This is a genomic window from Nocardioides sp. LMS-CY, assembly GCF_018732145.1.
GTDB classification, from domain to species: domain Bacteria; phylum Actinomycetota; class Actinomycetes; order Propionibacteriales; family Nocardioidaceae; genus Nocardioides; species Nocardioides soli.
In genome coordinates this window covers 4,352,310-4,377,946 of record NZ_CP076104.1, presented here as the reverse complement: position 1 = coordinate 4,377,946, position 25,637 = coordinate 4,352,310, and the positions used below count along the sequence as shown (strand labels likewise).

The following is a 25,637-nucleotide window of genomic DNA, read 5'->3' as shown; positions in this document are numbered from 1 at the left end:
TGGCTAGATGTCGAGCGCGCAGTAGACGCACCGTGGCGTCCAGGGCTTCTCGCGCAGGGCCGAGAGCGCGATCGGTCCGGAGCAGTCGGTGCAGGTGCCGTAGGTGCCCGCCGCCAGACGCGCGCGGGCCTGCGCGGCCTCGCGTGCGACGCGCTGCAGCTGGGCCTGGCGGGCCAGCGAGCGGTGGCTGAGCTCGGCCAGCGGAGGCATCCGGCGCAACGCGCGGCCGAGCGCGCGGAGGATCTCCTCCAGTCGTCGCGGGGTGTCGGTCGGCAGGGCGACGGTGTCGTCGAAGCGGGTCAGCGAGGAGCCCCTCGGTGGCTGGAGCACCGCGAAGGCGGCCGCCTGCTCACGCGTGGCGTCGGCGGTACGAGTGGTCCGTGCGGCGAACCGCCCGGCGGGAGCGGGGGCGGCGAGTTGCTGGGTCATGGAGGCCTCCAGGGGTCGAACGTCGATCCCGGTGGGGTGGTGTGGATGGTGCCGTCGAGCCGGGCTCAGCGGCGGATGCAGCGGTCGCAGATCGTCGTCCACGGCCGCAGCTCCAGCGACCGGTCGTCGATGTACTGCTCACAGCGGGAGCAGAGGCCGTAGGTGCCGGCCTCGAGCCGTTCCTGGGCGGCGATGATCGAGTCGAGGATCCGCGTGACGCTGGTCCGGTGCATCGTGGCGACCGGGCTGGAGTCCTGGGGGAGGTCCTTCAGCTGGGCCCGACGGGCCTGCGCCGCCTCGGTGAGGAGGGCGGTGAGGTGCTCGATGCTCTGCTGGCTGAGCTGGTCGTTCGGGTGTGCGGCGAGCCGAGTGGAAGCACGCATTGGTCCTGTCCTGTCGTCCGGATAAGCAAAAGCCGCGAACTCGTCGGGACGAGTCCGCGTGCCGGGGGTGGGATGAGCGACAGGTCAGGCGGGCGGAGCGCGATCGACGCTCCGGCGGAGGATGTCGAGACCACGCATGCCGCGGGCGATCTCACTCAGCTCGAGAGCGAGCAGGGCGGCACCGGAGGGCACGTGCGACGGACCGGCCGTCGTCGTGTGCGCCTTGCGGATGGGTGCCATGTTCGGACCATAGCACCGGGGGTCGAGGAATGCGCCGCGGAAGGCGGCACCCCTGGGGACCCCCGGTGCTCGGCCCGGCTGGTCGGAGTCGACCGGCCGGTGATCAGATGACGCCGAGCGCGAGCATCGCGTCGGCGACCTGGGTGAAGCCGGCGATGTTGGCGCCGGCGAGGTAGTTGCCGGGCTGGCCGTACTCGTCGGCGGTCGCCAGGCAGCGGTCGTGGATCTTGCGCATGATGTCGGCGAGACGACGCTCGGTGTAGTCGAAGGACCACGAGTCGCGCGAGGCGTTCTGCTGCATCTCCAGGGCGCTGGTGGCCACGCCGCCGGCGTTCGCCGCCTTGCCCGGCGCGAACGCGATGCCGGCCTCGCTGAAGCGGCGCACCGCCTCGGGGGTGCAGGGCATGTTCGCGCCCTCGGCGACCACCGAGCAGCCGTTGCGCACCAGGGCGGTGGCGTCGGTGCCGTTCAGTTCGTTCTGCGTCGCGCACGGCAGCGCGATGTCGCAGGGGACGTTCCAGATCGACCGGCCCTCGACGTAGTCGGCGCCCGCGCGCTCCTCCGCGTAGGCGGAGATGCGGGCCCGGCGCCCCTCCTTGATCTCCTTCAGGAGGTCGAGGTCGATGCCCTTCTCGTCGTGGACGTAGCCGGTGGAGTCGGAGCAGGCGACGACGACCGCGCCCAGCCGCTGCAGCTTCTCGATGGCGTAGATCGCGACGTTGCCGGACCCGGAGACCACGGCGGTCTTCCCGTCCAGGCTCTCGCCGCGGGTCTTGAGGATCTCGTCGACGAAGAAGACGGTGCCGTAGCCGGTGGCCTCGGTGCGGACCTGCGAGCCGCCCCAGGTCAGGCCCTTGCCGGTCAGCACGCCGGACTCGTAGCGGTTCGTGATCCGCTTGTACTGGCCGAACAGGTAGCCGATCTCGCGTCCGCCGACGCCGATGTCGCCGGCCGGCACGTCGGTGTACTCGCCGATGTGCCGGTAGAGCTCGGTCATGAACGACTGGCAGAACCGCATGATCTCGTGGTCCGAGCGACCCTTCGGGTCGAAGTCGGAGCCGCCCTTGCCGCCGCCGATCGGCAGCCCGGTCAGGGAGTTCTTGAAGATCTGCTCGAAGCCGAGGAACTTCACGATGCCGAGGTTGACCGAGGGGTGGAAGCGCAGCCCGCCCTTGTACGGCCCGAGGGCGGAGTTGAACTCCACGCGGAAGCCGCGGTTGATCTGCACGTCGCCGCGGTCGTCGACCCACGGCACGCGGAAGATGATCTGCCGCTCGGGCTCGCACAGCCGCGGGATGATCGCGGCGTCGACGTACTGGGGGTGCTTGGCGATGACCGGGCCGAGCGAGTCGAGCACCTCGTGTGCCGCCTGGTGGAACTCACGCTCGCCGGGGTTGCGGCGCAGCAGCTCGTCGTAGACGTCTTGCAGCTTCTCGTCGAGGACGGACACGGGTGCTCCTTGCGATCGGTTCGTTCCGGAGCCTGCAACGCCGAAGGCCCTTGACCTCGCGAATCCTAGGCGGTCACCGGGCGTCAGACCTGCCGGGTCTCACGGTCAGCGGTGTGATGTGTGCGGCGCGGCGCGCGGCCCGGCGAGAGACAAGGCCCCGATCACAGCCGCTGTCGGCCGGGTCGGCCGGGAAGAAGGTCTCGCAGCACTCGGTCTCGACGGCACGGCCCGCCGCCGCTGATCACGTCGTGGCGGCGCCGCCGAGCGGTACCGCTCGAAGGAGCACGACAGTGTCACGATGGGCTTCTGCACAAGGAGCTGCCGGGACGTCTGCGACCGCGACCGGAGGGCCCGGCAACGACCGCACGGCACACCGCCATTCTCGGACTAGGCTGCGGCCCCGTGAACACCGACACCGAGCACCTCCTCCTGCGCCGCGCGGTCGAGCTCGCCGCGGCGAACGTACGCGGCGGCGGCCGGCCCTTCGGCGCGCTGGTCGTGCTCGACGGCCAGGTCCTCGCCGAGGGCGTGAACACCACGACGTCGAGCGGCGACCCGGTCGCACACGCCGAGGCCGAGGCGATCCGCGCGGCATGCCGGGAGCGCGGCACGCTGCGACTCGACGATGCCGTGGTCTACGCCAGCGGTGAGCCCTGCGTGATGTGCCAGGCGCTCGCCAAGGCCGTCGGCGTCGCGGCGATGGTGTTCGCGGTCTCGTCCGCCGAGGCGGCCGTCGCCGGCTGGCCCTTCTCCGAGGAGTCCTTGCGGCTGCACGCGGCCTGGACCGCCGCCGCCGGCGGGTACGCCCGGCAGGGCGACGTGCCCGAGGCGGCGCAGCCGATCTTCTCGTGGGCGACCGCCCAGCCCTGACCGGCGCCCCTCAGTCCGGGTCGGCGCCGCCCTCGCCGGCCGTGCCGGCGGCATGCTCTGCGGCCAGCAGCGAGAGGCCCAGGGCGGCGAGCAGCCCGTTGCCGGCGAGGTAGCCCCCGGCCCCGGCGCCGGACATGCCGACCGCCGCTCCGCCGGCGGCGTACACGCCGGCCACCGGGCTGCCGTCGGGCCGCAGCACCCGCGCATGCTCGTCGATCGAGAGGCCGCCCTGGGTGTGGAAGAGGGCGGGCCGGACCGAGATCGCGGCCAGCGCGCCGGCGAGTGGCGCCTCCCAGTGGGTGCGGCCGAAGCGGTCGGGGCGCTCGCCGCGCGCGACCAGGCCGGTCTCGGCGACCGTGGCGGCCAGCCCCTGCGGGTCGATCCCGGTCCGCTCGGCGAGCTCGGCGGGGGAGTCGCCCCACCGGACCGCGCCGGTCGCGACGGTCTCCTGGTAGTCGCGGAATGCCAGGCAGGCCTCGTGGATCCGTCGATCCACGACGATCCAGGCCTCGCCGCCGGCCCGGTCCAGCACCACGCTGGCGTACTCGGAGTAGCCCGTCGTCTCGTCGCCGAACCTGGCGCCCGCCCGGTCGACGAGGAAGCCGCCGTGCATCACCGTGGCCCAGCCGGCGAGCGTCGCGCCGGGCATCGCGACGGCGGCATGGCCCTGGTAGGCGTCGAGCTGCGCCACCGCCGCCCCGAGCGCGCCGCCCAGCCGCAGGGCGTCGCCCGTGGACCCCTCGCTGCCGTGGTAGAGCGCGCCGGCCATCTCCGGCAGGTGCCGGCGCACCAGGTCCGGGTCGCCGGCGAAGCCGTTCGTGGCCAGCAGCAGTGCCCGGGCGGGCACGGACTCCGTGCCGTGGGGGGTGCGCAGCGTCACGCCGCGCAGCCGCCCGTCGTGCTCGACGTCCACGAGCTCGGCGGGCGCCATCAGGTCGATCTCCGGGCGGCGTCGGACCGCGGCGAGGAGCGTGGCCAGCATCGTGCGCCCGCTGCGGTCGGGGACCGTGTGGCAGCGCCACACCGAGTGGCCGGGGTAGTCGAAGTCGGTGACCAGGTCCAGGTCCAGGCCCGCGTGGTCGGCCAGCCACTCCACCAGCCGTGCGCTCACCCCGGCCAGCGTCGCGGCGACCCTCGGGTCGGCGGAGCCGCCGGTCTTGCGGCGGACGTCGTCCAGGAACCGGCCGGCGTCGTCCGCGACGCCGGCCGCCCGCTGCCAGCGGCTGCCGGCGCCGGGGATCATCGCCGTCGACATCGACGTGTTGTTGCCGAGCGCGAAGTGCTCGCTCCGGTCCACGACCAGGACCGAGAGCCCCAGCTCGGCCGCCCGCAGCGCGGCGACCAGGCCGCCTCCCGCGCCGGCCACCACGAGGTCGACCCGCTCGTCGTCGGCGTCCTCGACCCGAGGCTCATCCATGACGTCCCCCTTCGGGAGCGAGGTGGGCGGCCGGCCGCGCCGAAAGGTACGCTGAGCGGACCTGCATACCGCTGACCGGAACACGCGTTCCCGCCGAGGAGTCCCGATGCGACACGTCCCCGCCTTCCCTCGGTCGTTCCTGTACGTTCCCGGCGACCGACCGGACCTGTTCGCCAAGGCCCAGGTGAGCGACGCCGACGCCGTCATCCTGGACCTCGAGGACGCGGTGCCGGTCGCCGGCCGGGCCGCGGCGCGCGCCGAGGTGACGGCCTGGCTGCCCACGGTCGAGGAGCCGGACCGCTGGTGGGTGCGTCTGGACCCGACGAGTCTCGCCGAGGACCTGCGCCCGGTCGCGGAGTCCGGCGCCGCCGGGGTGGTGCTGGCGAAGGTCTCGCTCGCGGCGCTCGACGAGGCCGACGCGATCCTGCGCGGCATCGGGGCCGCGGCCTCCGGGACGAGCGTCGTGGGCCTGGTCGAGTCCGCAGCGACCTACGCCGCTCTGGCGCAGCTGGTCCGGCACCCGCGCCTGCTCACCCTGGGCATCGGGGAGGTGGACCTGCTGGCCGACCTCGGGATCGTCGCCTCCGAGCGGACCGCCGAGGCGATCGACGCCCTGCGCACCCAGGTAGTGGTGCAGTGCGCGGCCGCGGGGCTGAGAGCCCCGATCGCCCCGACCTCGACCCGGTTCCGCGAGCTGGACGAGTTCGCGGACACCACCAGGCTGCTGCACGAGCTCGGGTTCGGATCCCGCACCGCGATCCACCCCGGACAGGTTGCGGTGATCCACCGGGTGCTGACCCCGACGGCCGAGGAGCTGGCCTCGGCCGCCGAGGTCGTCGCCCGCTTCGAGGAGGCCGGGCAGGGGGTGGCGGTCGACGGCGAGGGCCGGCTGATCGACGCCGCCGTCGTCCGCCAGGCCCGGCGCACCCTCTCCCGGCAGCCGTCGCACTAGATGACTAATTCCAAGGTCTCGCACGCTACGCGACGCTCAGCATCCACGCTGGCTGCGTTGCCAGCGCTCGAGAGACATCCAGCCTGTCGTCGCGCCGGCGCCTGGCCAGCGCGGCGCTGAGCGCCGCTCGCTTGCACGATCCCTTGGAATTACTCATCTAGTCGGCGCGGCCCGCGCGGCGCTGGTACCGCCCGCGCGGCGCCCCGGTCATCGCGCCGTCGGTGAGCACGGCCTCGCCGCGCAGGTAGGTGTCGGTCACCCGGGCGGTCAGGGTGAAGCCCTCGAAGGGCGTGTACTCCTGGGTGGAGAGCGAGTCCTCGGCACGCACGACGTACTCGACGTCGTCGTCGACCAGGCAGAAGTCGGCGTCGTATCCGACCGCCACGTCTCCCTTGTGCGACAGGCCGTAGCGCTGCGCCGGGTTGCGCGCGACCAGCTCGGCGATCCGGTTGTAGGACAGGCCGCGCTTGCGGCCCTCGCTGATCATTCCGGGCAGCAGGTACTCCGCGCCGCCGAAGCCGGACTTGGCCAGGAAGACGTCCTCGCGGGGCTCGCCGAACTTCGCCTCGTCGCGGCAGCAGGCGTGGTCGGAGCAGACCCAGTCCACGTCGCCGGCGAGCACGTGCTCCCACAGCGCCTCGACGTCCTCGCGCGAGCGCAGCGGTGGGTTGACCTTGCCTCCGGGCGCGGCGGTGTGGAAGTCGGCGAGCAGGTGGCCGACGGTGACCTCGCGGCGGAAGGCGATGTGGGGGAAGGTCTGCTGCATCAGCATCGCCGACTCCATCGCCTTGCGGCTGGTGAGGTGGAGCAGGTTGATGTTGGGCAGTTCGGTCTCATGGGCGAGGTAGGAGGCGATGGCGATCGCCAGCCCCTCCGAGTGCGGCGGACGGGACGCGGAGTAGGCCTCGAGCCCGGTCAGGGTGCCGTCCTCCTCGACCAGCCGGGTGTAGGCGCGCATGATCTCGGCCGTCTCGCAGTGCAGGGACAGCGAGATGTGGTCGCGGTCGGCGGCGAAGCGCGGGTCCTGCCGGGCCGCCTCGATCCCGCGCATCACGAACTCGAAGTGGGCCAGGTCGTAGGCCTCGCCCTCCGGCAGCATCAGGAATGAGCCCTGGTCGCTGGAGCGTCCGTGCAGCCCGTGGCTGCCGTAGAACATGAAGACCTTGAACGAGGCCACGCCGAAGTCCTCGATGAGCATCGGGATCTCGTCGATGTGCTCGCGCAGGATCGGCGCGACGTGGAAGGCGTAGTCCACGTAGGACCGTCCCTCCACTGCGTCCAGGATCTCCGGGAAGACCTTGCGGTACGGGCCGGTGCGGTTCAGGTAGTAGGCGCCGGTGCGGATGTAGGTGATGCCCGAGGTCACGCCACCCTGGGCGGCGGCCTGGCTCTCGGTGTCCGCGTCGGTGCTCAGCGGGTTGTAGATGCCCCAGTGCTGGTGGACGTCCACCACGCCGGGGAACAGGTGCCGGCCGCGCGCGTCGAGCGTGCGGGCCGCCCGCGCCGGATCGATGTCCGGCTCGACGAGCGCGAACTGTCCGTCCTTGACGGCGATGTCGAGCCGCTCCGGGGAGCTCTGGCCCGCGCGGACGACGGTGGCGTTCGAGATGACGAGATCGAAGTCGGTCATGGAGGCTCTCCTCAGCTGCGGGACGCCGCGGCGTCCCCGTGGTCATCGGTGGCTGCGCGCCGTGCGGGGTCGGACGGACCGAGCGTCCGCTCGGCGTCGACTCCGGCAAGCGGCCCGGTCAGATCGTGCAGGTCTGTGCAGGTCTCGAGGCGCCGGCAGAGCCCGGCGAGGTCGCGGACCTGGTCGGGTGACAGCCCGCGGCGGGTGTTGGCCTCGAACTTGGTCGTCAGCTCCGCGAACGACAGCGGTCGCTGCGGACCGCCGCGGTTGCTGAGCACCTCCTCCACCACGACGCTCCCGTCGGTCAGCTCGGCGGTGAGCACGGCCGGGAACTGGCGGGGGAAGATCGCCGTGCAGCGCTCGTCGGCCACCACGTCGACCTTGGCCATCAGCGCCCGGCGCTGCGGGTCGCGTGCCAGGTCGTCGGTGTAGTCCTCCAACGCGGCGCCCAGGCCACCGCCGCCGAGCAGGCCCACCGCGACGGCGTACGGCCCGCTGAACTGGGCCATGTAGCCGGTCTCGGGCGCACGCTTGACCTCGATCGGGTCGCCGATCGTGCGCAGGTTGGGGGCCGGTACGCCGAGGACCAGGCGTCGCACGAGCTCGGGGGTCACGCCCCGTGCCTTCAGCGCCCGCCCGGCGTCCACGGCCGCGTGCGTGAAGTGGTTCGCCGGGTAGGGCTTGAAGAAGATGTCGGGGACCGCCCACTCCTCGCCCAGCCCGCGGGTGACCGCGCCGGGATCGAAGCGGCCGTGCAGCCAGGCCTGGAAGAACCCGAAGCGGCCCTCCAGCACGGTCGGGGGACCGGTGACGCCGAGCTCGGCGAGCTCGGCCGCGGAGACCGCGGCGTGCGCGGCCCAGCCGCAGTGCAGCCGCTTCACCGTGCCGCCGGTGCGGTTGGCCTCGATGATGCCCGACGCCATGGAGCCGGCGATGCCCAGCGCGTGCCGGACCTCGGCGGCTCCCCCCGTGAGCATGGCCGCGGCCGCCGCGCCGCCCATCGCGCCGCAGATCGAGGTGGCGTGCTGGCCGTGCTCGAAGAAGGTGGAGTTGCCCGCCTCCTCGTCGTACCCGGCCATTCCGAGCCGGACGCACACCTCCAGCCCCACCGCGATCGCACGGATCAAGGCGGCTCCGTCCGCGCCGACCCGCTGGGCCGCCGCCAGGGCAGCGGGCACCACCGTGGCGCTCGGGTGCAAGACGGAGGGGAGGTGGGTGTCGTCGAAGTCGAGGGAGTGCGCGAGCACTCCATTGACGAAGGCGGCCAGGTTCGCCGGCAGCGGCGTCGGTACGCCGACCGCGTCGGCGGGCCCGGCCGCGCGCTGGGCGACCGCCCAGCGGCGAGCCGCCACGCTGGTGTCGAGGTCGGCCGCGGCCACCGCGATGCCGAGCGTGTCCATGACCCGCGCACGTACGCTGTCGACCACGTCGGCCGGGAGCGTGGCGGTCTCGACACCGGCCGCGAACTCGGCCAGCTGCTCCACGAGGGTCCGGTCGTCGCTCACTGTGCGAACACCGCCAGCGGACGGACGGGGGAGCCGGTGGCGCCGTAGATGTTGAGCGGGATCAGCACCAGCGTGAACTCGTGCCGGTCCTCCCGGGCCAGCTCCTCCAGGTCGAGCGCCTCGATGATGTAGACGCCGTGCTCGACGAGCAGCACCCGGTGTGCGGGCAGCGTCGCGTGTCCGCCCCCCGGGGCCAGGCGCTCGAAGGCGATGGTGTCGGCGCCGGCGGCGTGCACCCCGCGGTCGGCCAGCCAGTGTGCGCCCGCCTCGCCGATGCCGGGGACGCCGCTGTCCAATCCGACGTACGGTGCACCCTCAGCGAAGCGCTGACCCCAGCCGCTGCGGACGAGCACCACGTCGCCCGCGCCGACCTCGAGGCCGCGGCGCGCGGCCGCCGCCTCCAAGTCCGCAACCGTGATCTCGTAGCCGTCCGCACAGCGCTCGATCCCCAGGAGACCGGGGATGTCCAGGAGCACGCCGCGCCGGAGCATGGGGGCGATCGTGTGCACGCCCAGCTCGTCGAACCGTCCGCCCAGGCCCGCCTCGCGCGCGTCGGCGCCGCCGTGGAGTCGCCCGTCCTGCGAGACGTGGGCGAGGGCGTCGATGTGGGTGCCGACGTGGGTGCCGGTGCTGATCATGTCGTTGGCGGCGCTGCCGCCGTCGGCCCGCTCCATGTCGCCGTGTCGGCGAGGGAGCGAGTGGTGGAACGCCGGGTGGTTCGGCGACTGCGGCATCCCGGTGCGCAGCTGGCGCCCCAGATCGACATACCTGACTCCTGCCTGCACCAGGTGCAGCAGCGGGTCACTCACTTGACGGCCTCGCTCTCTCTCATCTCACGTATCTGCTGATCGTCGAAGCCGAGCTCGGCCAGTACCTCGTCGGTGTCGGCGCCGTGGGCTCGGCCGGTGAATCGGATCCGACCGGGCGACTTCTGCATCCGCCACATCACGTTGTGCTGCAGCACGTCGCCCAGATCGTCGTCCGGGACCTCCGTGAGCATCTGCGTCTCACGCACGTGCGGGTCCTCAACGAGGTCGCGGGCGTTGTAGACCGCGGCGATCGCGGCGCCGGCCTCCTCGAAGGCGGCCAGCACCTCGCTCCGGTCGCGCTCGGCGATCCAGTCGCCGACGTAGCCGTCGAGGAGGTCGACGTGCGCCGCCCGGCCGTGCCCGGTGGCGAACCAGGGCTCGGCGATGACCTCGGGGTGGCCCACCAGGGTGAGCACCCGCTCGGCGATGCTCTGGGCGCTGGTGGACACCGCGACCCAGGAGCCGTCCCGGGTCCGGTAGGTGTTGCGGGGCGCGTTGTTGGCCGACCGGTTGCCACGTCGCTGCTCCAGGTGGCCCAGCTGCTGGTAGACGGTGGGCCCCGGCCCGACCGCGGCCATGATCGGCTCCAGGATGCTCAGGTCGACGACCTGGCCCTCGCCGGTGGCGTCGCGGTGCCGCAGGGCCATCAGGACGGCGGACGAGGCCGCGATGCCGCAGATGCTGTCGGCCAGGCCGAACGCGGGCAGTGTGGGCGGGCCGTCGGGCTGTCCCGTGAGGTCGGCGAACCCGCTCATCGCCTCGGCCAGGGTGCCGAAGCCGGCCCGGTGTGCGTAGGGGCCGGACTGTCCGAACCCCGTGACGCGCACCAGGACCAGGCCCGGGTTGATCTCGTGCAGCACCTCCGGGCCCAGGCCCCAGCGCTCGAGCACACCGGGCCGGAAGTTCTCCACCAGGACGTGGGCGGTGGCAGCCAGGCGCTTGAGGACCTCCGCCCCTGCCTCGGACTTGAGGTCGACGGCGACGGTGCGCTTGTTGCGGCCGATCTCCTTCCACCACAGCGGAACGCCGTCCTTGCTCGGGCCGTGTCCGCGCATGCCGTCGGCCCGCCTGGGGTGCTCCACCTTGATCACGTCGGCGCCGAAGTCGCCGAGGATCTGGCAGCAGAGGGGGCCGGCGAGGATGGTGGAGACGTCGACGACGCGGAGCCCATCGAGCGGCATGCGCTCGGTGACCATGAGACAGCCTTTCTGAAGTCCTGGGACGGGTGAAGCGGGAGAGTGGAGGGGTCCGGCCGCCGGGAGGCCGGACCCCTCGACGATCACTCCACGGCCGGTGCGACGTCCTCGGCCGGGATGGCGCGGCTGTTCAGCACGGCGAAGCCCTCGTCCTGCGAGGCGTCCCCCTTGACCTTCCAGGCGGTGACCGGCGACATCAGGAGGTGGTCCTCGGCGCGGAACTCGAAGGTGCCCTTGGGGCCGCTGAAGCTCATCCCGGGAAGCGCGTCGGCGACCTTGTCGGCGTCGGCGCTGCCGGCCGCCTCGATTCCCGCCTTGATCGCGAGGATCGCGGCGTAGCCCTCGTACGACCAGGCGTTGGGCCGCTTCGAGTGGGCCTCGCGGTAGCCGTCGACGAAGGCGGTGTTGACGTCGTTGTCGTACGCCTCGTCGAAGTAGTCGTAGACGAAGGTCATCGGCGGGGTGTCGGCGCCGAGCGCCTCGGCGGTCGGCGTCGAGCCGCCGAGGTTGATGACCTCGCCGTAGCGACCGAAGAAGTCGTAGGGCTCACCCTGCTTGACGAGGCCGATCGTGGTCGCCGAGAAGGTCGACATGAACAGGCCGGTGTTCTTCGCACTGTCGTCGGGGAGCGCGGAGAGCAGCGAGTTGATGTACGGCGCGACCTGGGTGGCGTCCAGCGGGACGTAGACGTCCTTCCCGGTCTTGTCCTCGCCCAGCGCGTCCGCGAACCGGGTCCAGACCTCGCGGCCGAAGTCGTAGTCCGGCCCGATTCCCTGCCAGGTCTCCAGACCCGTGGCCTCGGCGACGTCAGCGGTCGCATTGGCGAGCATGGTGTTGCTCGGCGCCAGCTGGAAGTAGTTGTCGGTCAGGCTGGCCTGTGTCAGTGCGTCGCCCTGGCAGCTCAGGCCCACCAGCACTCCGCCGCCGTCGGAGATGATCGGCGAGGCGGCGAGGCAGTCGGGATCGAGCGTGTAGCCGGCGATCAGCTTGACGCCGTCACTGAGCAGTTCACGCGCCATCTGGACCGAGGTGTTCGGGTCGCCCTTCTCGTCCTTGATGACGAGCTCGATCTCCCGACCGTCGATGCCGCCCTCGGCGTTGATCTGCTGCACGGCGAGCTCGGCGCCGCGTTTGTGCGACTCCCCGATCTCCGCCAACGGTCCGGACATGACAGCGACCAGACCGACCTTGATGGGCCCGGAGCTCTCGGCCTTCTCCGCGTCTCGCGAGGCCTTGCTGCTGCATCCGGCGGTGGTCATGAGTGCTGCGACCGCCACGAGCGACAGCATCTTCGTTGATTTCAGCATTGTTCTACTTCCTCTGCCGAGAGTGGTGTGACAGGGACTGGTTGGCTTCGCCGGGCCGACCGGCTCGCGCTAGACCTTGAGGTAGCGATCACGGATCTCCGGTCGCGCCTGGAACTCCGCACCTCCTCCCTGGAAGGCGATTCGCCCGTCGTCGATCACGCACACGTCATCGACGTTCTGCATCGCGAAGTTGACGTTCTGCTCGGCCAGGACGACCGTCACGGCGTACCGCTCCTTGATGGCGCGCAGCCCCTCGCCGACCTCCTGGACGATCCGCGGCGCGAGGCCCTCGGACGGCTCGTCCAGCAACAGCAGCGTCGGACTGGCCATCATCGCGCGGGCGATCGCGACGAGCTGCTGCTCCCCGCCACTGAGCGCGAAGCCTCGCCGGCTCAGCAGATTCTCGAGCAACGGGAACATCTCGACCATCTCGGCGACGCTGCGCTTCTCTCGCCCGCCGCACGCTCGATGGCCCAGCAGCAGATTCTCCTCGACACTCAGCGACGTCAGGATCCGCCGGTCCTCCGGGACCAGCTGCACGCCGGAGCGCGCGGCCTGGTCCGGGCGCATCCGATCCAGACGGTGTGACCCGTGCCGCACCTCCCCGGTGGTGGTCACCATCCCCCGGGCGATGCTGCGCAGCAGCGTGGTCTTGCCCGCGCCGTTGCGGCCGAGCACGGCCAGGGTGCGTCCACCTTCGACGGTGAGATCCAGTCCGAAGAGGACATGGGCGGTGCCGTACCAGGCATCGAGCCCGGACACCGTCAGTCGGTCGGAAACCGGCTCGCTCATTCGACTCCTCCGAGGTAGACGTCGGCCACGTCCGGCCGGGCACGGACCGTCTCCGGGTCACCGGTGCAGAGCACACTGCCGCGGTACATGACGGTCACCGCCTGCGCGAGACCGAAGACGACGTCCATGTCGTGCTCGGTGATCAGCACGGTGAGCTCGCGCTCCGCCCAGAGCTGCCGGACCAGGTGGACCGTCGCCTCGGTCTCCTCGGGCGACATCCCGGCGGTCGGCTCGTCCAGCAGCAGCACCCGCGACGACAACGCCAGGACCATGGCGATCTCCAAGCGCTTCCGGTCACCCTGGGAGAGCGAACCGGCCAGTCGAGTGGTCAGGTCGCCGAGGCGCAGCTCGTCGAGCAGGTGTTCCGCCTCGACCCGCGCGGCTCGGACCGCACGGGCGGACCAGAACACGAGCGACTTGCCTTGTCGGGACAGCACGGCGGCGACGATGTTGTCGCGCACGCTGAGGGTCGGGAACAGCCGGGCGACCTGGAAGGCCCGCCCGATCCCGAGCCGCACGCGGCGCTGGGGGCTGGCGCCGGTCACGTCCCGACCGTCGAGGAGCACAGTGCCGGTGTCGAGCGGGAGCTCGCCGGCGACCGCGCCGAAGAGGGTGCTCTTGCCCGCGCCGTTGGGTCCGATCACGGCGTGGATCTGACCCGCCGGGACGTGCAGGTCCACGCCGTCGAGCGCCGCGTTGCCGCCGAACCGCTTGGTGACCGAGCGCAGTTCGATCTCCAGGCTCATCGGGCCGCACCTTCCGTCTCGCGCAGTTCGACCTCGTCGGGTGTCGGCGGGTCGCCCCCGCCCCGCCTGATCCAGTAGCGGACCGTGCGCGGCAGGGAGACGACCCCGTCGGGCAGCAGGGCCAGCACCAGGTAGACCAGGATGCCGAGGAAGAAGATGTAGGACGTGGTCCACGCCGAGAGGTAGTGCTCGAGCACGGCGTAGAGCAGGGCGCCGATGGCCGGGCCGGCGAAGTGGCCCATGCCGCCGAGGACGAGCATCATCACCGGTACCGCCGAGGCGGTCCAGTACAGCGAGTCCGGGGTGACTACCTGGTTGACGTAGGCGGAGAGGGCGCCGGCGGCTCCGGCGCCGGCCGCGGCGAGGACGAACGCCAGGGTGCGGTAGGCCCGGACGTTGATGCCCAGGAACAGCGTGCGGACGGGGTCGTCGCGCAGTGCGCGCAGGATCTGACCGAAGGGGGAGCGGGACACCTGCCAGAAGCCGGCGACGATCACAGCGGCGAAGACGGCCACGAAGTACCAGACGTATCCCGGGTCGGACAGCTCGATGCCCAGCACCCGGCTGAAGGGGAACCCGGCGAGCCCGTTGTAGCCGCCGAGGGCGTCCGTGCGGATCGCGATGGTGTAGAGCGACTGGGCGAAAGCCAGGGTGAGCATCGAGAACGCGAGCCCAGCGCTGCGCCACGCGACCGCGGCGGCCACCACACCCACCAGTGCGCCGGCCAGGATCCCGATCAGCAGGCACAGGATCACGGGAAGACCTTCGTGCGCGGCCAGCGCGGCGGCGTACGCGCCGGCGCCGAAGAACCCGGCCTGGCCGAACGAGGGAATGCCCGCCTGGCCGAACAGCAGGTTCGTGCTGGTGGCGAAGACCACCGCGATCACCACGGTGTTGGCGAAGGAGAGCTGGCCGGCGGTGGCGAGCTGCGGGTACACGACCACGAACAGCACGCCCAGCGCGGCCAGGGCCAGCGCGCGCCTCGCTGCGACGGCCTTCCCCAATAGGGCTCTCATGCGATGACCACCTCACGGCCGGCGCCACGACCGCGCAGGCCCTCGGGACGGAAGAACAGGATCAGCAGCATCGGGAGGTACAGGGCGAAGTCGGCGAGCTCCGGCGCGTGGGTGCCCAGGAAGCTGGCGAGTACGCCGAGCAGCAGGCTGGCGATCAGCGAGCCGCTGATGCTGCCGAAGCCACCGATGATCACCACGGCGAAGGAGTAGAGGATGAACGTCGTCGCGAGGTTGGGCGTCATGCTCAGGGTCGGCGCCGCCAGCGCGCCGCCGACGCCGGCGAGGAAGATCGCGACGGCGAAGGTGGCCATGAAGATCCGGGAGATGTCGATGCCGAGGAGTGAGGCCATGTATCGGTCCTCCGCGACGGCGATCACCTGGCGACCGAACCCGGTGCCGTAGATCAGCCACTGCAGCCCGCCGAAGATGAGCAGCCCGACCACGATGAGCATCAGGTCATAGCGGGGAATCACCGTGTCGCCCAGGGTGAGAGCTCCGCCCAGGCCCTCGGGTCGCGGCTGGGTGTGCTGACTGCTTCCCCAGATCATCTGCACGGCGCCTTGCATGGTGAGCAGCACGGCGTACGTCGCGAGCAGCATGGACTCGGCGGAGTGGTCGTAGAAGGGCCGGAGCAGGAACCGCTCCACCAGCACTCCGATCACCGCGGTGGCGAGACCGGCGGCCACCACCAGCAGGGCGAAGGAGGCCGGGTTGTGCGCGGCGCCGCCCTGGAACTGGTAGGCGAAGTAGGCACCGATCAGGAACAGCCCGCCGTGGGCGAAGTTCACGATCCGGAGCACACCCAGCACCAGGGTGAGGCCACTCGAGACCACGAAGATCAGTGAGCCGGCGGCGAGCCCGGTCAGCAAGGTGGTGATCAAGTTGCCTCCGACAGTGTTCCGGTTGGCGGTACATGGTTCCTCTCAACACTCACCGAGAGGAACAGTCGCTGTCAAGCAATTGACCGGAAATGCGCTGTTCTGGAGTTCGAGCGCCGCGGAGTGTTTGTCGGAGCGGAACGACGTTGCCGTGAACCTGTTGCCGGATCTTGAGTCCGCTCGGCTAGCATCTGTCCGCCTCGGATGCCTGTCCCGACTCCGAGACGGACCGCCCCGGGGCCGTGGGCCTGGTGACCGGGAGGGTTGCCTTGAAGACCTCGATGTGAGGAGTGCGAATGCCCGGCGCCACGCCCCTTGACCTCTCCCTGCTTGAGACCGCTGACTCGCTGCGCTCCGGCGAGATGTCGATCCAAGACCTGTTGGATGCCACGTGGTCCCGGCTGGAGCACACGGAGCCCGCCGTACACGCCTGGGCAAGCCTGGCTGATCCTGCCGATCTGGCGCTCCGGGCGCGGGAGCTGCAGTCGAGCCTGGCCTCCGCCGCGAGCCCGCTCCACGGCATCCCGTTCGGGGTGAAGGACATGATCGACACGTCCGCCCTGCCGACCGAAGCGGGCTCGCGGGTGCTTGCCGGCCGTCGCCCGGAGCGAGACGCGGAGTGCGTGCGGCAGGTGCAGGCGTGCGGCGGGGTGATGCTCGGGAAGGCGCACACGCACGAGTTCGCCTTCGGCGTCCGCACGCCGCAGACCAACAACCCCTGGGATCCCGCGCGAACGGCGGGTGGCTCCAGTGGCGGCTCCGCGGCGGCGGTAGCGGCGGGCACTGCGATGTGGGCCCTGGGCACTGACACCCTCGGATCGGTGCGCATGCCTGCGACCATGTGCGGGGTCGTCGGGCTGAAGCCCACCCTCGGTGCCGTGTCGACGGTCGGGGTCCTGCCGCTGGCCACGACCCTCGACTGCGTGGGCGTTCTCACTCGGACCGTGCCGGACGCGGGGGCGGCGTTCGCGGCCGTCCGACGCCCCGACCTGCCTCCGCCCGTCCCCGTGCGCGAACGGCTGCGGATCGGCGTGCTCGTGGAGAGCTCGTTGGGTGCCGTCGAGCCCGAGCAGGCCGCGGCCATGCGCGCCAGCGCCGACCTGCTGGCGGCCGACCACGAGGTGCGGGAGGTCGCGCTCGGGGATCTCGACGCCCATGTTCGACTGGGCTTCGACTTCATGCTGCCCGAAGGCAGCCACTGGCACGAGCGGTTCCTCCGCGCGGAGGGTGGTGAACCCGCCTATGACCCCGCGCTGCGGGACATCCTCCGCTCCGGTTTGGACTTCCCCGCCGTGCGATACCTGGCGGCCGGCGAAGCGCGACGTGCGCTTCAAGCCGAGCTGGCCCGTCTGCTGACGGACGTGGACGTGCTGCTGACACCGGGCACGCCGTACCGCGCGCCGGTCGCCGCCGATCCCGGTATCAGGTGGCCCGATGGAACGGTGGAGCCGATGGAGACCTCGATGTGCCGGTACACGGCAGCCGCGAGCCTGACCGGACTTCCAGCCATGAGCGTGCCGACGGGGTTGGCCGGGGGCCTCCCGGTCGGTGTTCAGCTGATCGGTGGCGCGCACCGCGAAGCCGAGCTCATCGCCGTCGGGTCGAGGATCGAGACCCGTCTCACGCCGGTGCCATGGCCGGGTTCGGCCTCGGCGACTACCTGAAGCCGAGTTGACGGGACAGGTCTCGAGTGCCGGTCAGCAAGTGCTCGGCCGCCTGCTCCCACGACGAGGCGAACCGCTCGGTCGGGCCGCACACGGAGATGACGCCGACGACCTCGCCGCGATGATCCAGGACGGGGGCGGCGACGGAGTGGGCGTCGGCCAGACGCTCGCCGCTGGAGCGGGCGTACCCGCGACGGACGATCCGATCGAGATCCTTGCGCAGCGTCGCCTCGTCGGTGGTCGTGTTCGCCGTCAGTGCCTCACGTGGCTGGGTCGCGAAGAAGGCATCCTGGTCCTCCTTGTTGAGAAAGGCCAGGAACGCCTTGGACGAGGCGCCGGCATGGAGGGGGAACGGCCGTCCGATCGGAACCGTCATCCGCACCTCGCTGGGCGGGTTGACCTGGTCGATGTAGACCCGGTGCCAGTGCTGGCGAAGTGAGAGCGTGGCGGTCTCGTGCGTCAGCGCGCTCAGGCGCTCGAGCACCGGATGGGCCCGCTCGCGCAGGTCGACGTGGGCCAGGTAGGCCAGGCCCAGGGCGAGCGCCATCGGCCCGAGCCGGTAGCGCCGGGAGGCGGGGTCGGCCTCGATCAGGCCAGACTCCCGAAGCGAGGTCACCAGTCGGTGGACCACCGCCTTGGACAGCCCCATCGCCTGCGCGATCTCGGTGATGCCGAGCGTGGGCGACGGGGAGTCAGTGAACAGGGCCAGGACGCCCGCGGCGCGACGAACCGCACCGGCCTGGGTTTGACTCTCGATCGCGGCCACTCGCATCCCCTTCAGGCAATTGTTCCAGTGATCGGAACAAGGTTACAGGAGAAACCGGGTGCTTGCGGGTGAGCTTGACGCCTTCGCCAGGCTCTGTCGTACCTGACCTCAGTGTCGCGGATCCGCGGATTCGGAGCAGATACGTCAGGTGCGTGAGTCACCCGCGACGGAGCGGCTAGCGTGGCGTGTGTGTCCAACCGCTTGGCGTCCGCGACCAGCCCCTACCTGCTCCAGCACGCGGACAACCCCGTCGACTGGTGGGAGTGGGGACCCGATGCGTTCGAGGAGGCGCGGCGCCGCAACGTGCCGGTGCTGCTGAGCGTCGGGTACGCCGCGTGCCACTGGTGCCACGTGATGGCCCACGAGTCGTTCGAGGACGAGGCGACGGCGGCGTACCTCAACGAGCACTTCGTGAGCATCAAGGTCGACCGCGAGGAGCGGCCGGACGTCGACGCGGTGTACATGCAGGCGACCACGTCGATGACCGGTCAGGGTGGCTGGCCGATGACCTGCGTGCTCGACCACGACGGCAACCCGTTCTTCGCGGGCACCTACTTCCCGGACCGGCCGCGGCACGGGCAGCCGTCGTTCCGGCAGGTGCTGGAGGCGCTGGCCGACGCCTGGGTCAACCGGGGTGACGAGGTCGCGCGGGTCGCCGGGACGCTGCGCGAGCACTTGGCCTCGCAGAGCCTCGTGACGGGTGGGGCGGAGCAGGAGTGGCCGGAGCTGCTGGAGCGCGCGGTGATCACGCTGGCCCGTGAGTTCGACCAGCAGACGGCGGGGTTCGGCAACGCGCCCAAGTTCCCGCCGTCGATGGTGCTGGAGTACCTGCTGCGGATCTCCGGCGGCGACGGTGCGCAGACCGAGGCCCGGCGGATGCTCGATGCGACGCTCGAGGCGATGGCGCGCGGGGGCATCCACGACCAGCTCGGCGGCGGCTTCGCGCGCTACTCCGTCGACCGCGACTGGGTGGTGCCGCACTTCGAGAAGATGCTCTACGACAACGCCCTGCTGCTGCGGGTGTACGCCGAGTGGGGCACCGCCGAGGGCGTCTGGGCCGCCGAGGGGATCGGCGGCTTCCTGCTCCGCGAGCTCCGCACCGCCGAAGGCGGCTTCGCGTCGGCGCTCGACGCGGACTCCGAGGGGGAGGAGGGCACCTACTACGTCTGGACGCCGGGCGAGCTCACCGCGGTGCTCGGGCCTGACGACGGCCCGTGGGCGGCGGACCTGCTGGAGGTGACGGAGGCCGGCACCTTCGAGCGCGGCACCTCGGTCCTCCAGCTGCGGACGGACCCTCCGGTCGAGGAGCTGCCCCGGTGGTTCGACGTGCAGCGCCGGCTGCGCGAGGCGCGCGACCTGCGGGAGCGGCCCGCGCGCGACGACAAGGTGGTCGCGGCGTGGAACGGGCTCGCGATCAGCGGGCTCTGCCGAGCCGGCCGGCTGATCGGGCTGCCGGAGTACGTCGAGGCCGCCCGGCAGGCGGGCGAGCTGCTGTGGCGGGTCCACGTCGTCGACGGGCGGCTCCGCCGGGTCTCCCGTGACGGTGTCGTCGGCGCGCCGGCCGGGGTGCTGGAGGACCACGGCTGCGTGGCGGCCGGCTTCCTCGACCTGCTCCAGGTGACCGGCGACGCGGTCTGGCTGGAGCGTGCCGGGGCCGTGCTCGACGTCGCCCTCGAGCACTTCCGCGCCGACGACGGCGGCTTCTTCGACACCGCGGACGACGCCGAGGCCCTGGTGGCGCGCCCGCGCGACCCCTCCGACAACGCCTCGCCCTCGGGGCTGTCGGCGATGGTCGACGCGCTGTCGACGTACGCCGCGGTCACCGGCTCGGGCCGGCATCGCGACGCCGCCGAGGCGGCGCTGGCGACCGTGGCGGTGATCGCCGAGAAGGCACCCCGGTTCGCCGGCTGGTCCCTGGCCGCGGCGGTCGCGATGACGGGCGGGCCGCTGGAGGTCGCGATCGTCGGCGCGGAGTCCGACGAGCGCGACGAGCTGGAGCGGCTGGCCCGCAGGCACGCCGGGGCGGTCGTGGTCGTCGCCGGTGCGGCGAGCGACGAGATCCCGCTGCTGGCCGGCCGGGGCCCGGTCGACGGACGACCCGCGGCGTACGTCTGCCGCAACTTCGTGTGCGAGCGACCGGTGACCGCGCCCGGCGACCTCAGCGCGGCGCTGCGGCGCTGACCAGCTCGTCGCCGAGCCCGGAGCGCAGGTAGAGCACCGAGCGCCCGTGCCGCGCCGAGCTGAGCAGCCCGGCGTCGCGCATCGCGCGCAGGTGCTGGTTGACCGCGCTCGTGGTCACGCCCAGCCGGATCGCGAGCTCGGTCGACGACGCGGGGGAGTCGAGCACCGCGAGCAGCCGCGCGCGGACCTCGCCGACCAGCCCGGCCAGGGCCCGCGGCGCCGCGGGGCGCTCGCTCTCCCAGAGGGTGCCGGCGCCGCGGGCGCCGTACAGGATCAGCGGTGGCTCCTCGGCCGAGATCGGCGCCGTGGCGTTGCGGGTGAACAGCGACGGCGCGAGGGTCAGCCCCTCTCCGGCGGTGCTGCGCCGGAAGCCGACCTTCGAGCTCAAGTGGACGTGCAGCACGTCGTCGACCAGCCGGATCCGAGGCGAGAGGCCGGCGAACATCGCCGCCAGCCCCTCGCGAGCGATGGTGCGGCCGCGGAAGACGATGTCCGCCTCGAGCACCGCCCGCATCCGCGGCCACCAGGGCTCGAAGCAGGCGGTCCAGTACGCCGCGAGCGCGGTCGTGATGCGCCGCAGCACCCGGTCGCGGCGGCCGGTGAGCACGGCCGGCCGGGTCGCCGGGTCGGGGTGCACCTCGGCGATGTCGTCACGGACCACGTCGAGCGGCGTCTGCGCGAGCGCGGCCAGCTCGTCGTCGAAGCGGGTGAGCGGCGTCCACGGCCGCGGGGTCAGGAAGTCCGGGGTCCAGAGGCTGTCGTTGGTGAGCGCGAGCAGCATCTCGCCGTCGAGCTCGGCCCGGGCGGCCTGGGTGAGGTGGAGCCAAGGCAGCTGGAGGGGGTAGCGGCCCGGTTCGCGCCAGGTGCGCAGCGAGAGCGTGAGCTCGTTCATCGGGGAGAGGGCGAACCGCACCTCGCCGAGGTCGGCACCGGCCAGCTCGTACTCGATCCGCCCGACCATGAAGCACAACGCTACATCAATGGTGGCGCCGCGCATCGCGTGAGAGAACTCTGCCGTGCTCGACCGTCTCCGCCGCCTGCTGCTCCCGACCGATCCCGTCGAACGGGCCCTGACCTCCGCCACCATCGCCGCCTCGCTTGCGACCGGCCTGTTCTACAGCGTCAGCGCCCTCTACTTCACCCGGGTGATCGGGCTGGCCGCGACCACGGTCGGCGTCGGCCTGACGATCGCGGGCGCGGTCGGCGTGCTGATGTCTTTCCTGGGTGGGTACGCCGCCGACCGGATCGGCGCCGACCGGCTCCAGCTCGGGGCGAACGCCGTGCAGGGCCTGGCGTTGCTGGCCTACGTGGCCGCCGACAGCGCGCTGACCTTCGTGCTCGTCGCCTGTGTCGCCGTCGGCAGCCGCAGCCTGCAGGGGACGGCCAAGGCGACGGTCCAGGCGCGCTGGTTCACGGGTGCGGAGCGGGTCGAGATCCGGGCCCGGCTGCGCGTGATCACCAACGTGTTCATCGGCATCGGGACCGTGCTCGCGGGCGCCGCCCTGCTCGTCGACACCGCCGCGGCGTACCAGCTGACGATGGTCGCCGTCGGCGTCATCGCGCTCGCCGCGACGGTGCCGCTGACCGGCCTGCGCGGCCGGGCCGTGGGCTTCGGCGCGCAGATGGACGCGCACCTCGCGGTCGACCGCGTCGTCGGCCCGTCACCGCTGCGCGACCGCACGTACCTGACCGTGGTCGGGCTCAACTCGATCGTCGCGATGCAGTTCGGCATGACCTCCGTCGGCGTCCCACTGTGGATCGTGACGCGCACCGAGGCGCCCGCCGTGGTCGTGTCGGTACTGCTGGTGCTCAACACCGTCATCGTCGCGCTCTTCCAGGTCCGCGCGGCGCGGGGCACCCACGACGTGGCGGTGGCCGGTCGCACGGTACGCCGCGGCAGCCTGCTGCTCGCCGCGGGCTGCCTGCTCTACGCCGCGGCCGGCAGCACCGGGGCAGTGCTGGCAGTGGTGCTCCTCCTGCTCGCCGAGGCGCTCGGCTCGTGGGCCGAGGTCTGGTGCGAGGCCGGCGCCTGGGGTCTCGCCTTCGAGCTCGCCGATCCCGCCAGCGCGGGGCGCTACCAGGGGCTCTCCCAGACCGGCTACTCCGTCGCGGGCATGGTCGCGCCCGCGTTGGTCACGGCGACCGCGGTCGACCACGGGCTGCCGGGCTGGGCGTTCCTCGCGGCGCTGTTCGCACTCGCTGGGGTGGGCGTGGCCGCGGTGTCCCGCGCGGCCGCCACCCGTCGTACGCCGCAGGTCGAGCTGGTGGCCTGAGCCCGGCGCCGTCGCGACGGGTCAGTTGGTGACGACGAAGTAGACGACCAGCGCGACCAGGAGCAGGAGAGTGACGCCGCCGACGATCCAGACCCACAGCGGCGTCTTCGCCTTCGGCTCGGGGGCGGGCGGGGGTGGCGGCGGGGGCGGGGCCGCGACGACCGGCACCGGGGCGGGCGGGTTCATCAGCCCGCCGCAGCGGATGCAGATCTCGGCGGTGATCAGGTTGCCCTCGGCGCAGTGCGGGCAGGTGGCCGAGCCGACGGTCGCGCGGCCCGACGTGCCCGGCAGTCGCCGCAGCGACTCGCCGGCGGTGTCGCCGGTGTCGAGCATGACCTTCGACGGCGTCCAGAAGAGCGGGAAGTCGCAGGTGGCGCAGAAGTCCGTGGACTCGCGGCGGGTGAGCGCGACCATCGCGACGGTGCCGCACTCGGGGCAGGTGACCTGCTCCGGCGGGGCGTTGGTCGGCACCGGGATGGCGAGCGGCGGCGCCAGCGCCTCGGTGGGCTGGTCGTCGATGTCGGCGGCCGCTTCCGGCTGCTCCGGCTCGTCGCCGGAGAGCACGTGCCTGCCGGTCAGCGTCTCGCTCACCCCGGCCACTCCTCCTCGCTCGTCCACACCCGGTCGGGCCCGACGTACAGCTCCGCGCGGACGTGGGCCGGGACCTCGTCGCGGACCACGTCGATGAAGTCGTCGAGCTCCAGCAGTCCCGTCGACTCCACCCGCATCACCACCCAGGCGGTGTCCTCGGGTGCGTCGCCGGCACGCCAGATGCCGCCGCCCTCCTCGACGCGGGCCGGTCCCTCGGTGATCAGCTCCAGGTAGGAGCTGAGTCCGCGGGCCGTGCCCCGCCAGGTCAGCGTCTTCGCCGCACCGGACACGATACGGCGTTGCAGCGCCTCCGGCTGGGAATCGTCGATGGTCTCGACGCCGATCCAGGACGCGAGGTAGGGCAGCATCGGCGCGGGCGTGACCGTGCTGTCGGGGATGTGCTCGATGCTGTCGGCGTCCTCGAGCAGCGCGCCGCCCAGGTCCTGGAAGATCGACACGAACCGGACGAAGAAGTCCTGGTCGAGCATCGAGACCGGGAGCTGGTCGAGCATCCAGGACGGGGACCGCTGCGGCCGGGTCTGGCCGCCGGGCACCACCGTGCTGCTCAGCCGCTCGACGGTCACCGGACCACCACCTGGTGGCCGGCGGAGAGGAACAGCGACTGCTTGTCCAGGCGTACGACGTCCTTGCCGCCGCCGAGGCGCCGACCGGTGCGCAGGTCGTACTCGTAGAGCAGCACCTCGTCGACCCGCTCCACGCCGTCGACGCTCTCGAGGAGCTGGGTGACCACGGCGAGGTTCACGTCGGCGTCGAAGGGCCAGCCGGTGCCGTCGGAGCCGCCGACCAGCGGGTTGAGGAACCGCGCCAGCGTGTCCATCGCCCGCTGCCGCACCAGCGCGGCGGGCCGGCCCGGCGCGCCGTGGACGAGCGCGACCACCGAGACGCCCTGGTAGTACGGCGTACTCACCTCGACGGCGGTGCCGACGAGGCGGTGCTCGTCGAGCGCGTCGGTGATCGTGCCCATCAGCTGCTGGGAGATCGCGAAGTCGTCGAGCTGGTGGGTCGTCGGGTCGGAGCGCACGTGCGGTACGACGAGCAGCTGCACCGCGCCGTTGCCGCGGCCCGCGGGTCGGCAGCGGGCCCGGGCGACCTCGATCGAGGACTCCAGCGTCAGCCGCTCGAAGTCGCGTGCGGTCACCGCACGCTGGCCGGTGCGCAGGGTCAGCGGGCCGCGGGCCTTGGCCTCGGCGACGGTCTCGGCGTCGACGCCGCCCGAGGCGGGGGCGAGGTTGATCACGCCGTTCACGAACGGGACCGCGTTGCGCAGCAGGCTGAGCGTGCGGGCGCCGACGTTGCCCCGCGACCCACCGCCGTGGCGGTAGCCGCTGACCTCGACGAACGCGCCGTCGCGAGGGATCGCGCCGTGCTGGCGCACCGACCCGTCGGGGTAGCGGATCCGGGGACCGAAGTGGATCACACCGGTGCCGCTGTCCCACACGTAGTGGCGGTCGTCGGGCCCCGACGCGGAGAAGTCCTCGACCTCCTGCCAGACATGGGTGCGGGTGCCGTCGACGATCCGGACGGTCTCGTCCGAGCGCCGTGGCAGCACGGGATGACGACCGACCTGGAAGGTCTGCGCGGGTGCGCCGTTGCTGCGCCCGAGGGTCTCGCTGCCGATCACCTCGGCGTGCTCGGCCGCCACGGTGCCGCCGAGCGCGGACACCTCGAGGCCGCGGACCCGCGGTGAGTTGCGGTACGTCGGCTGGCCGGCGCGGGGTGCGAGCAGCCGCGCTCGCAGCCAGTACGCCGACTCGTTCGCGACCGTCAGCGGCTCGTGCTCGACCGGCACCATCAAGATGACCTCGCCCGGCCGGTTGAGCCCGCCGGTGGTGTCCTCGTGGACCCGGGCCGGCAGCCAGCCCTCGCCGTTCCAGACCTCCCACAGCAGCGGAGGGTTGCGCGGGTCGACGCCGATGCCCTCGGCCTGGGCCTCGACGCGCAGGCTCACCACCATGCCCGCCAGCGTGCCGCTGAAGCCGAGGTAGAAGGCGTCGCCCGGCGTCAGCGGGTCCGACGAGAAGCAGCGGGCGCCGTCGGTGCCGAAGCGGAGGTCCTCCCAGACGTCGGTGACCTGTTCGCTGGCCACCGAGGACGACTTGGCGGCCACCAGCTCCGGGGGAGCGATCAGCAGGTCCTGGGTGGTCGTGAACACGACGCTGTCGGTCTCGGCGACGCTGGTCTGCGTCATCACGGGGGTGTTCTCGGGCACCAGCACCGGCTGCTCGAGGACGGCGGAGAGCCAGAACGTCAGGTCGGTCCGGGCCACCGAGGGCGGGAACGGCTCGATGCCCACCATGTTGAGGAAGTGCACGAAGAGCCGGTCGGGCACCTGGTTGACGCGGTAGAGCACCATCTCGCTCATCCACGCGAACAGCTCGATCAGCGCGACGCCGGGGTCCGAGACGTTGTGGTTGGTCCACTCGGGGCAGTAGCGCGGGATCAGGCGCTTGGCCTCGTCGACGATGTCCTGGAAGGTCCGATCGTCGAGGGCGGGCGTGGGCAGCGGCATCGGTCGTCCTAC

At 72.0% G+C, this 25,637-nt stretch carries 24 protein-coding genes; 5 read left to right on the top strand and 19 right to left on the bottom strand.

Annotated features, from left to right (window positions below; translation table 11 throughout):
- Nucleotides 1–3: 3 nt before the first annotated feature.
- The 4 genes from KM427_RS20735 to gdhA all read right to left on the bottom strand — a co-directional run bounded on the left by KM427_RS20735 (nt 4) and on the right by gdhA (nt 2,502).
- Nucleotides 4–429: a TraR/DksA C4-type zinc finger protein gene (locus KM427_RS20735; RefSeq protein WP_215525157.1), complete on the bottom strand. Its 426-nt coding sequence runs from the start codon at nt 427–429 to the stop codon at nt 4–6.
- Between the two features lie 65 nt (nt 430–494).
- The gene (locus tag KM427_RS20730; protein WP_215525156.1) at nt 495–812 is read right to left on the bottom strand and encodes a TraR/DksA C4-type zinc finger protein; all 318 of its coding nucleotides are present in this window, start codon (nt 810–812) and stop codon (nt 495–497) included.
- An 84-nt stretch (nt 813–896) separates the two neighbouring features.
- Nucleotides 897–1,052, bottom strand: coding sequence for a hypothetical protein (locus tag KM427_RS20725; protein ID WP_183591688.1), 156 nt, complete (start codon nt 1,050–1,052; stop codon nt 897–899).
- Between the two features lie 103 nt (nt 1,053–1,155).
- Nucleotides 1,156–2,502, bottom strand: coding sequence for an NADP-specific glutamate dehydrogenase (gene gdhA, locus KM427_RS20720; RefSeq protein WP_183591687.1), 1,347 nt, complete (start codon nt 2,500–2,502; stop codon nt 1,156–1,158).
- 402 nt (nt 2,503–2,904) lie between these two features.
- Here gdhA and KM427_RS20715 point away from each other — a divergent pair, with 402 nt between their 5' ends.
- Nucleotides 2,905–3,372, top strand: a complete 468-nt coding sequence (locus KM427_RS20715) for a nucleoside deaminase (RefSeq protein WP_215525155.1) — start codon at nt 2,905–2,907, stop codon at nt 3,370–3,372.
- 10 nt (nt 3,373–3,382) lie between these two features.
- On the opposite strand, the gene KM427_RS20710 is transcribed toward KM427_RS20715, so the two are convergent.
- Nucleotides 3,383–4,789 (bottom strand): FAD-dependent oxidoreductase, encoded by a 1,407-nt coding sequence (locus tag KM427_RS20710; RefSeq protein WP_215525154.1) that lies wholly within the window; start codon nt 4,787–4,789, stop codon nt 3,383–3,385.
- A 106-nt stretch (nt 4,790–4,895) separates the two neighbouring features.
- On the opposite strand from KM427_RS20710, the gene KM427_RS20705 reads away from it, so the two are divergent.
- Nucleotides 4,896–5,741, top strand: coding sequence for an HpcH/HpaI aldolase/citrate lyase family protein (locus tag KM427_RS20705; RefSeq protein WP_215525153.1), 846 nt, complete (start codon nt 4,896–4,898; stop codon nt 5,739–5,741).
- A gap of 157 nt (nt 5,742–5,898) precedes the next feature.
- Here the strand turns inward: KM427_RS20705 and KM427_RS20700 are convergent, their stop codons facing one another.
- The 9 genes from KM427_RS20700 to KM427_RS20660 form a co-directional block, all read right to left on the bottom strand.
- Entirely contained in the window at nt 5,899–7,371 is a 1,473-nt protein-coding gene (locus KM427_RS20700) for a dihydroorotase (RefSeq protein ID WP_215525152.1), read from the bottom strand.
- A gap of 11 nt (nt 7,372–7,382) precedes the next feature.
- Nucleotides 7,383–8,876 (bottom strand): MmgE/PrpD family protein, encoded by a 1,494-nt coding sequence (locus KM427_RS20695; protein ID WP_215525151.1) that lies wholly within the window; start codon nt 8,874–8,876, stop codon nt 7,383–7,385.
- Nucleotides 8,873–9,685 carry a cyclase family protein gene (locus KM427_RS20690; protein ID WP_183591681.1) on the bottom strand — a complete coding sequence of 271 codons (813 nt, stop codon included), beginning with the start codon at nt 9,683–9,685 and terminating at the stop codon, nt 8,873–8,875. Before KM427_RS20690 ends, KM427_RS20695 begins: the two co-directional genes overlap by 4 nt.
- On the bottom strand, nt 9,682–10,881 hold the full coding sequence (locus tag KM427_RS20685) for a CaiB/BaiF CoA transferase family protein (protein WP_215525150.1): 1,200 nt from the start codon (nt 10,879–10,881) through the stop codon (nt 9,682–9,684). Before KM427_RS20685 ends, KM427_RS20690 begins: the two co-directional genes overlap by 4 nt.
- Nucleotides 10,882–10,964: 83 nt before the next feature.
- Complete coding sequence (locus tag KM427_RS20680) at nt 10,965–12,188, bottom strand: ABC transporter substrate-binding protein (protein WP_215525149.1); 1,224 nt, start codon at nt 12,186–12,188, stop codon at nt 10,965–10,967.
- Nucleotides 12,189–12,257: 69 nt separating this feature from the next.
- Nucleotides 12,258–12,980 carry an ABC transporter ATP-binding protein gene (locus tag KM427_RS20675; RefSeq protein ID WP_183591678.1) on the bottom strand — a complete coding sequence of 241 codons (723 nt, stop codon included), beginning with the start codon at nt 12,978–12,980 and terminating at the stop codon, nt 12,258–12,260.
- Complete coding sequence (locus KM427_RS20670; RefSeq protein WP_183591677.1) at nt 12,977–13,726, bottom strand: ABC transporter ATP-binding protein; 750 nt, start codon at nt 13,724–13,726, stop codon at nt 12,977–12,979. The genes KM427_RS20675 and KM427_RS20670 overlap by 4 nt, the downstream gene beginning before the upstream one ends.
- On the bottom strand, nt 13,723–14,742 hold the full coding sequence (locus tag KM427_RS20665; protein WP_215525148.1) for a branched-chain amino acid ABC transporter permease: 1,020 nt from the start codon (nt 14,740–14,742) through the stop codon (nt 13,723–13,725). The genes KM427_RS20670 and KM427_RS20665 overlap by 4 nt, the downstream gene beginning before the upstream one ends.
- Nucleotides 14,739–15,623: a branched-chain amino acid ABC transporter permease gene (locus KM427_RS20660; RefSeq protein ID WP_183591675.1), complete on the bottom strand. Its 885-nt coding sequence runs from the start codon at nt 15,621–15,623 to the stop codon at nt 14,739–14,741. Before KM427_RS20660 ends, KM427_RS20665 begins: the two co-directional genes overlap by 4 nt.
- 293 nt (nt 15,624–15,916) lie before the next feature.
- On the opposite strand from KM427_RS20660, the gene KM427_RS20655 reads away from it, so the two are divergent.
- Nucleotides 15,917–17,284, top strand: a complete 1,368-nt coding sequence (locus tag KM427_RS20655; protein ID WP_215525147.1) for an amidase — start codon at nt 15,917–15,919, stop codon at nt 17,282–17,284.
- Here the strand turns inward: KM427_RS20655 and KM427_RS20650 are convergent.
- Nucleotides 17,277–18,050 carry an IclR family transcriptional regulator gene (locus tag KM427_RS20650; RefSeq protein WP_183591673.1) on the bottom strand — a complete coding sequence of 258 codons (774 nt, stop codon included), beginning with the start codon at nt 18,048–18,050 and terminating at the stop codon, nt 17,277–17,279. The two genes, KM427_RS20655 and KM427_RS20650, sit on opposite strands and share 8 nt — an antisense overlap.
- Before the next feature lie 189 nt (nt 18,051–18,239).
- Between KM427_RS20650 and KM427_RS20645 the strand changes: the two genes are divergently transcribed.
- Nucleotides 18,240–20,231 carry a thioredoxin domain-containing protein gene (locus KM427_RS20645; protein WP_215525146.1) on the top strand — a complete coding sequence of 664 codons (1,992 nt, stop codon included), beginning with the start codon at nt 18,240–18,242 and terminating at the stop codon, nt 20,229–20,231.
- Here the strand turns inward: KM427_RS20645 and KM427_RS20640 are convergent.
- On the bottom strand, nt 20,209–21,192 hold the full coding sequence (locus KM427_RS20640) for an ArsR/SmtB family transcription factor (protein ID WP_183591670.1): 984 nt from the start codon (nt 21,190–21,192) through the stop codon (nt 20,209–20,211). The two genes, KM427_RS20645 and KM427_RS20640, sit on opposite strands and share 23 nt — an antisense overlap.
- A gap of 55 nt (nt 21,193–21,247) precedes the next feature.
- On the opposite strand from KM427_RS20640, the gene KM427_RS20635 reads away from it, so the two are divergent.
- Nucleotides 21,248–22,504, top strand: a complete 1,257-nt coding sequence (locus KM427_RS20635; protein ID WP_215525145.1) for an MFS transporter — start codon at nt 21,248–21,250, stop codon at nt 22,502–22,504.
- A 21-nt stretch (nt 22,505–22,525) separates the two neighbouring features.
- On the opposite strand, the gene KM427_RS20630 is transcribed toward KM427_RS20635, so the two are convergent.
- From KM427_RS20630 to KM427_RS20620, 3 genes are read right to left on the bottom strand one after another with little or no spacing between them, the layout of a single operon-like run.
- Entirely contained in the window at nt 22,526–23,095 is a 570-nt protein-coding gene (locus KM427_RS20630; protein ID WP_215525144.1) for a hypothetical protein, read from the bottom strand.
- Nucleotides 23,092–23,679: a phage tail protein gene (locus KM427_RS20625; RefSeq protein WP_252274716.1), complete on the bottom strand. Its 588-nt coding sequence runs from the start codon at nt 23,677–23,679 to the stop codon at nt 23,092–23,094. Before KM427_RS20625 ends, KM427_RS20630 begins: the two co-directional genes overlap by 4 nt.
- Nucleotides 23,676–25,625 carry a putative baseplate assembly protein gene (locus tag KM427_RS20620; RefSeq protein WP_183591668.1) on the bottom strand — a complete coding sequence of 650 codons (1,950 nt, stop codon included), beginning with the start codon at nt 25,623–25,625 and terminating at the stop codon, nt 23,676–23,678. Before KM427_RS20620 ends, KM427_RS20625 begins: the two co-directional genes overlap by 4 nt.
- Nucleotides 25,626–25,637 lie beyond the last annotated feature (12 nt).

Coding starts and splice junctions, on each gene's coding strand:
- KM427_RS20680 (WP_215525149.1), bottom strand. CDS start 12,188: ATGCTGAAATCAACGAAGATGCTGTCGCTCGTGGCGGTCGCAGCACTC.
- KM427_RS20670 (WP_183591677.1), bottom strand. CDS start 13,726: ATGAGCCTGGAGATCGAACTGCGCTCGGTCACCAAGCGGTTCGGCGGC.
- KM427_RS20730 (WP_215525156.1), bottom strand. CDS start 812: ATGCGTGCTTCCACTCGGCTCGCCGCACACCCGAACGACCAGCTCAGC.
- KM427_RS20705 (WP_215525153.1), top strand. CDS start 4,896: ATGCGACACGTCCCCGCCTTCCCTCGGTCGTTCCTGTACGTTCCCGGC.
- KM427_RS20675 (WP_183591678.1), bottom strand. CDS start 12,980: ATGAGCGAGCCGGTTTCCGACCGACTGACGGTGTCCGGGCTCGATGCC.
- KM427_RS20665 (WP_215525148.1), bottom strand. CDS start 14,742: ATGAGAGCCCTATTGGGGAAGGCCGTCGCAGCGAGGCGCGCGCTGGCC.
- KM427_RS20700 (WP_215525152.1), bottom strand. CDS start 7,371: ATGACCGACTTCGATCTCGTCATCTCGAACGCCACCGTCGTCCGCGCG.
- KM427_RS20640 (WP_183591670.1), bottom strand. CDS start 21,192: ATGGTCGGGCGGATCGAGTACGAGCTGGCCGGTGCCGACCTCGGCGAG.
- KM427_RS20725 (WP_183591688.1), bottom strand. CDS start 1,052: ATGGCACCCATCCGCAAGGCGCACACGACGACGGCCGGTCCGTCGCAC.
- KM427_RS20685 (WP_215525150.1), bottom strand. CDS start 10,881: ATGGTCACCGAGCGCATGCCGCTCGATGGGCTCCGCGTCGTCGACGTC.
- KM427_RS20655 (WP_215525147.1), top strand. CDS start 15,917: ATGCCCGGCGCCACGCCCCTTGACCTCTCCCTGCTTGAGACCGCTGAC.
- KM427_RS20710 (WP_215525154.1), bottom strand. CDS start 4,789: ATGGATGAGCCTCGGGTCGAGGACGCCGACGACGAGCGGGTCGACCTC.
- KM427_RS20735 (WP_215525157.1), bottom strand. CDS start 429: ATGACCCAGCAACTCGCCGCCCCCGCTCCCGCCGGGCGGTTCGCCGCA.
- KM427_RS20620 (WP_183591668.1), bottom strand. CDS start 25,625: ATGCCGCTGCCCACGCCCGCCCTCGACGATCGGACCTTCCAGGACATC.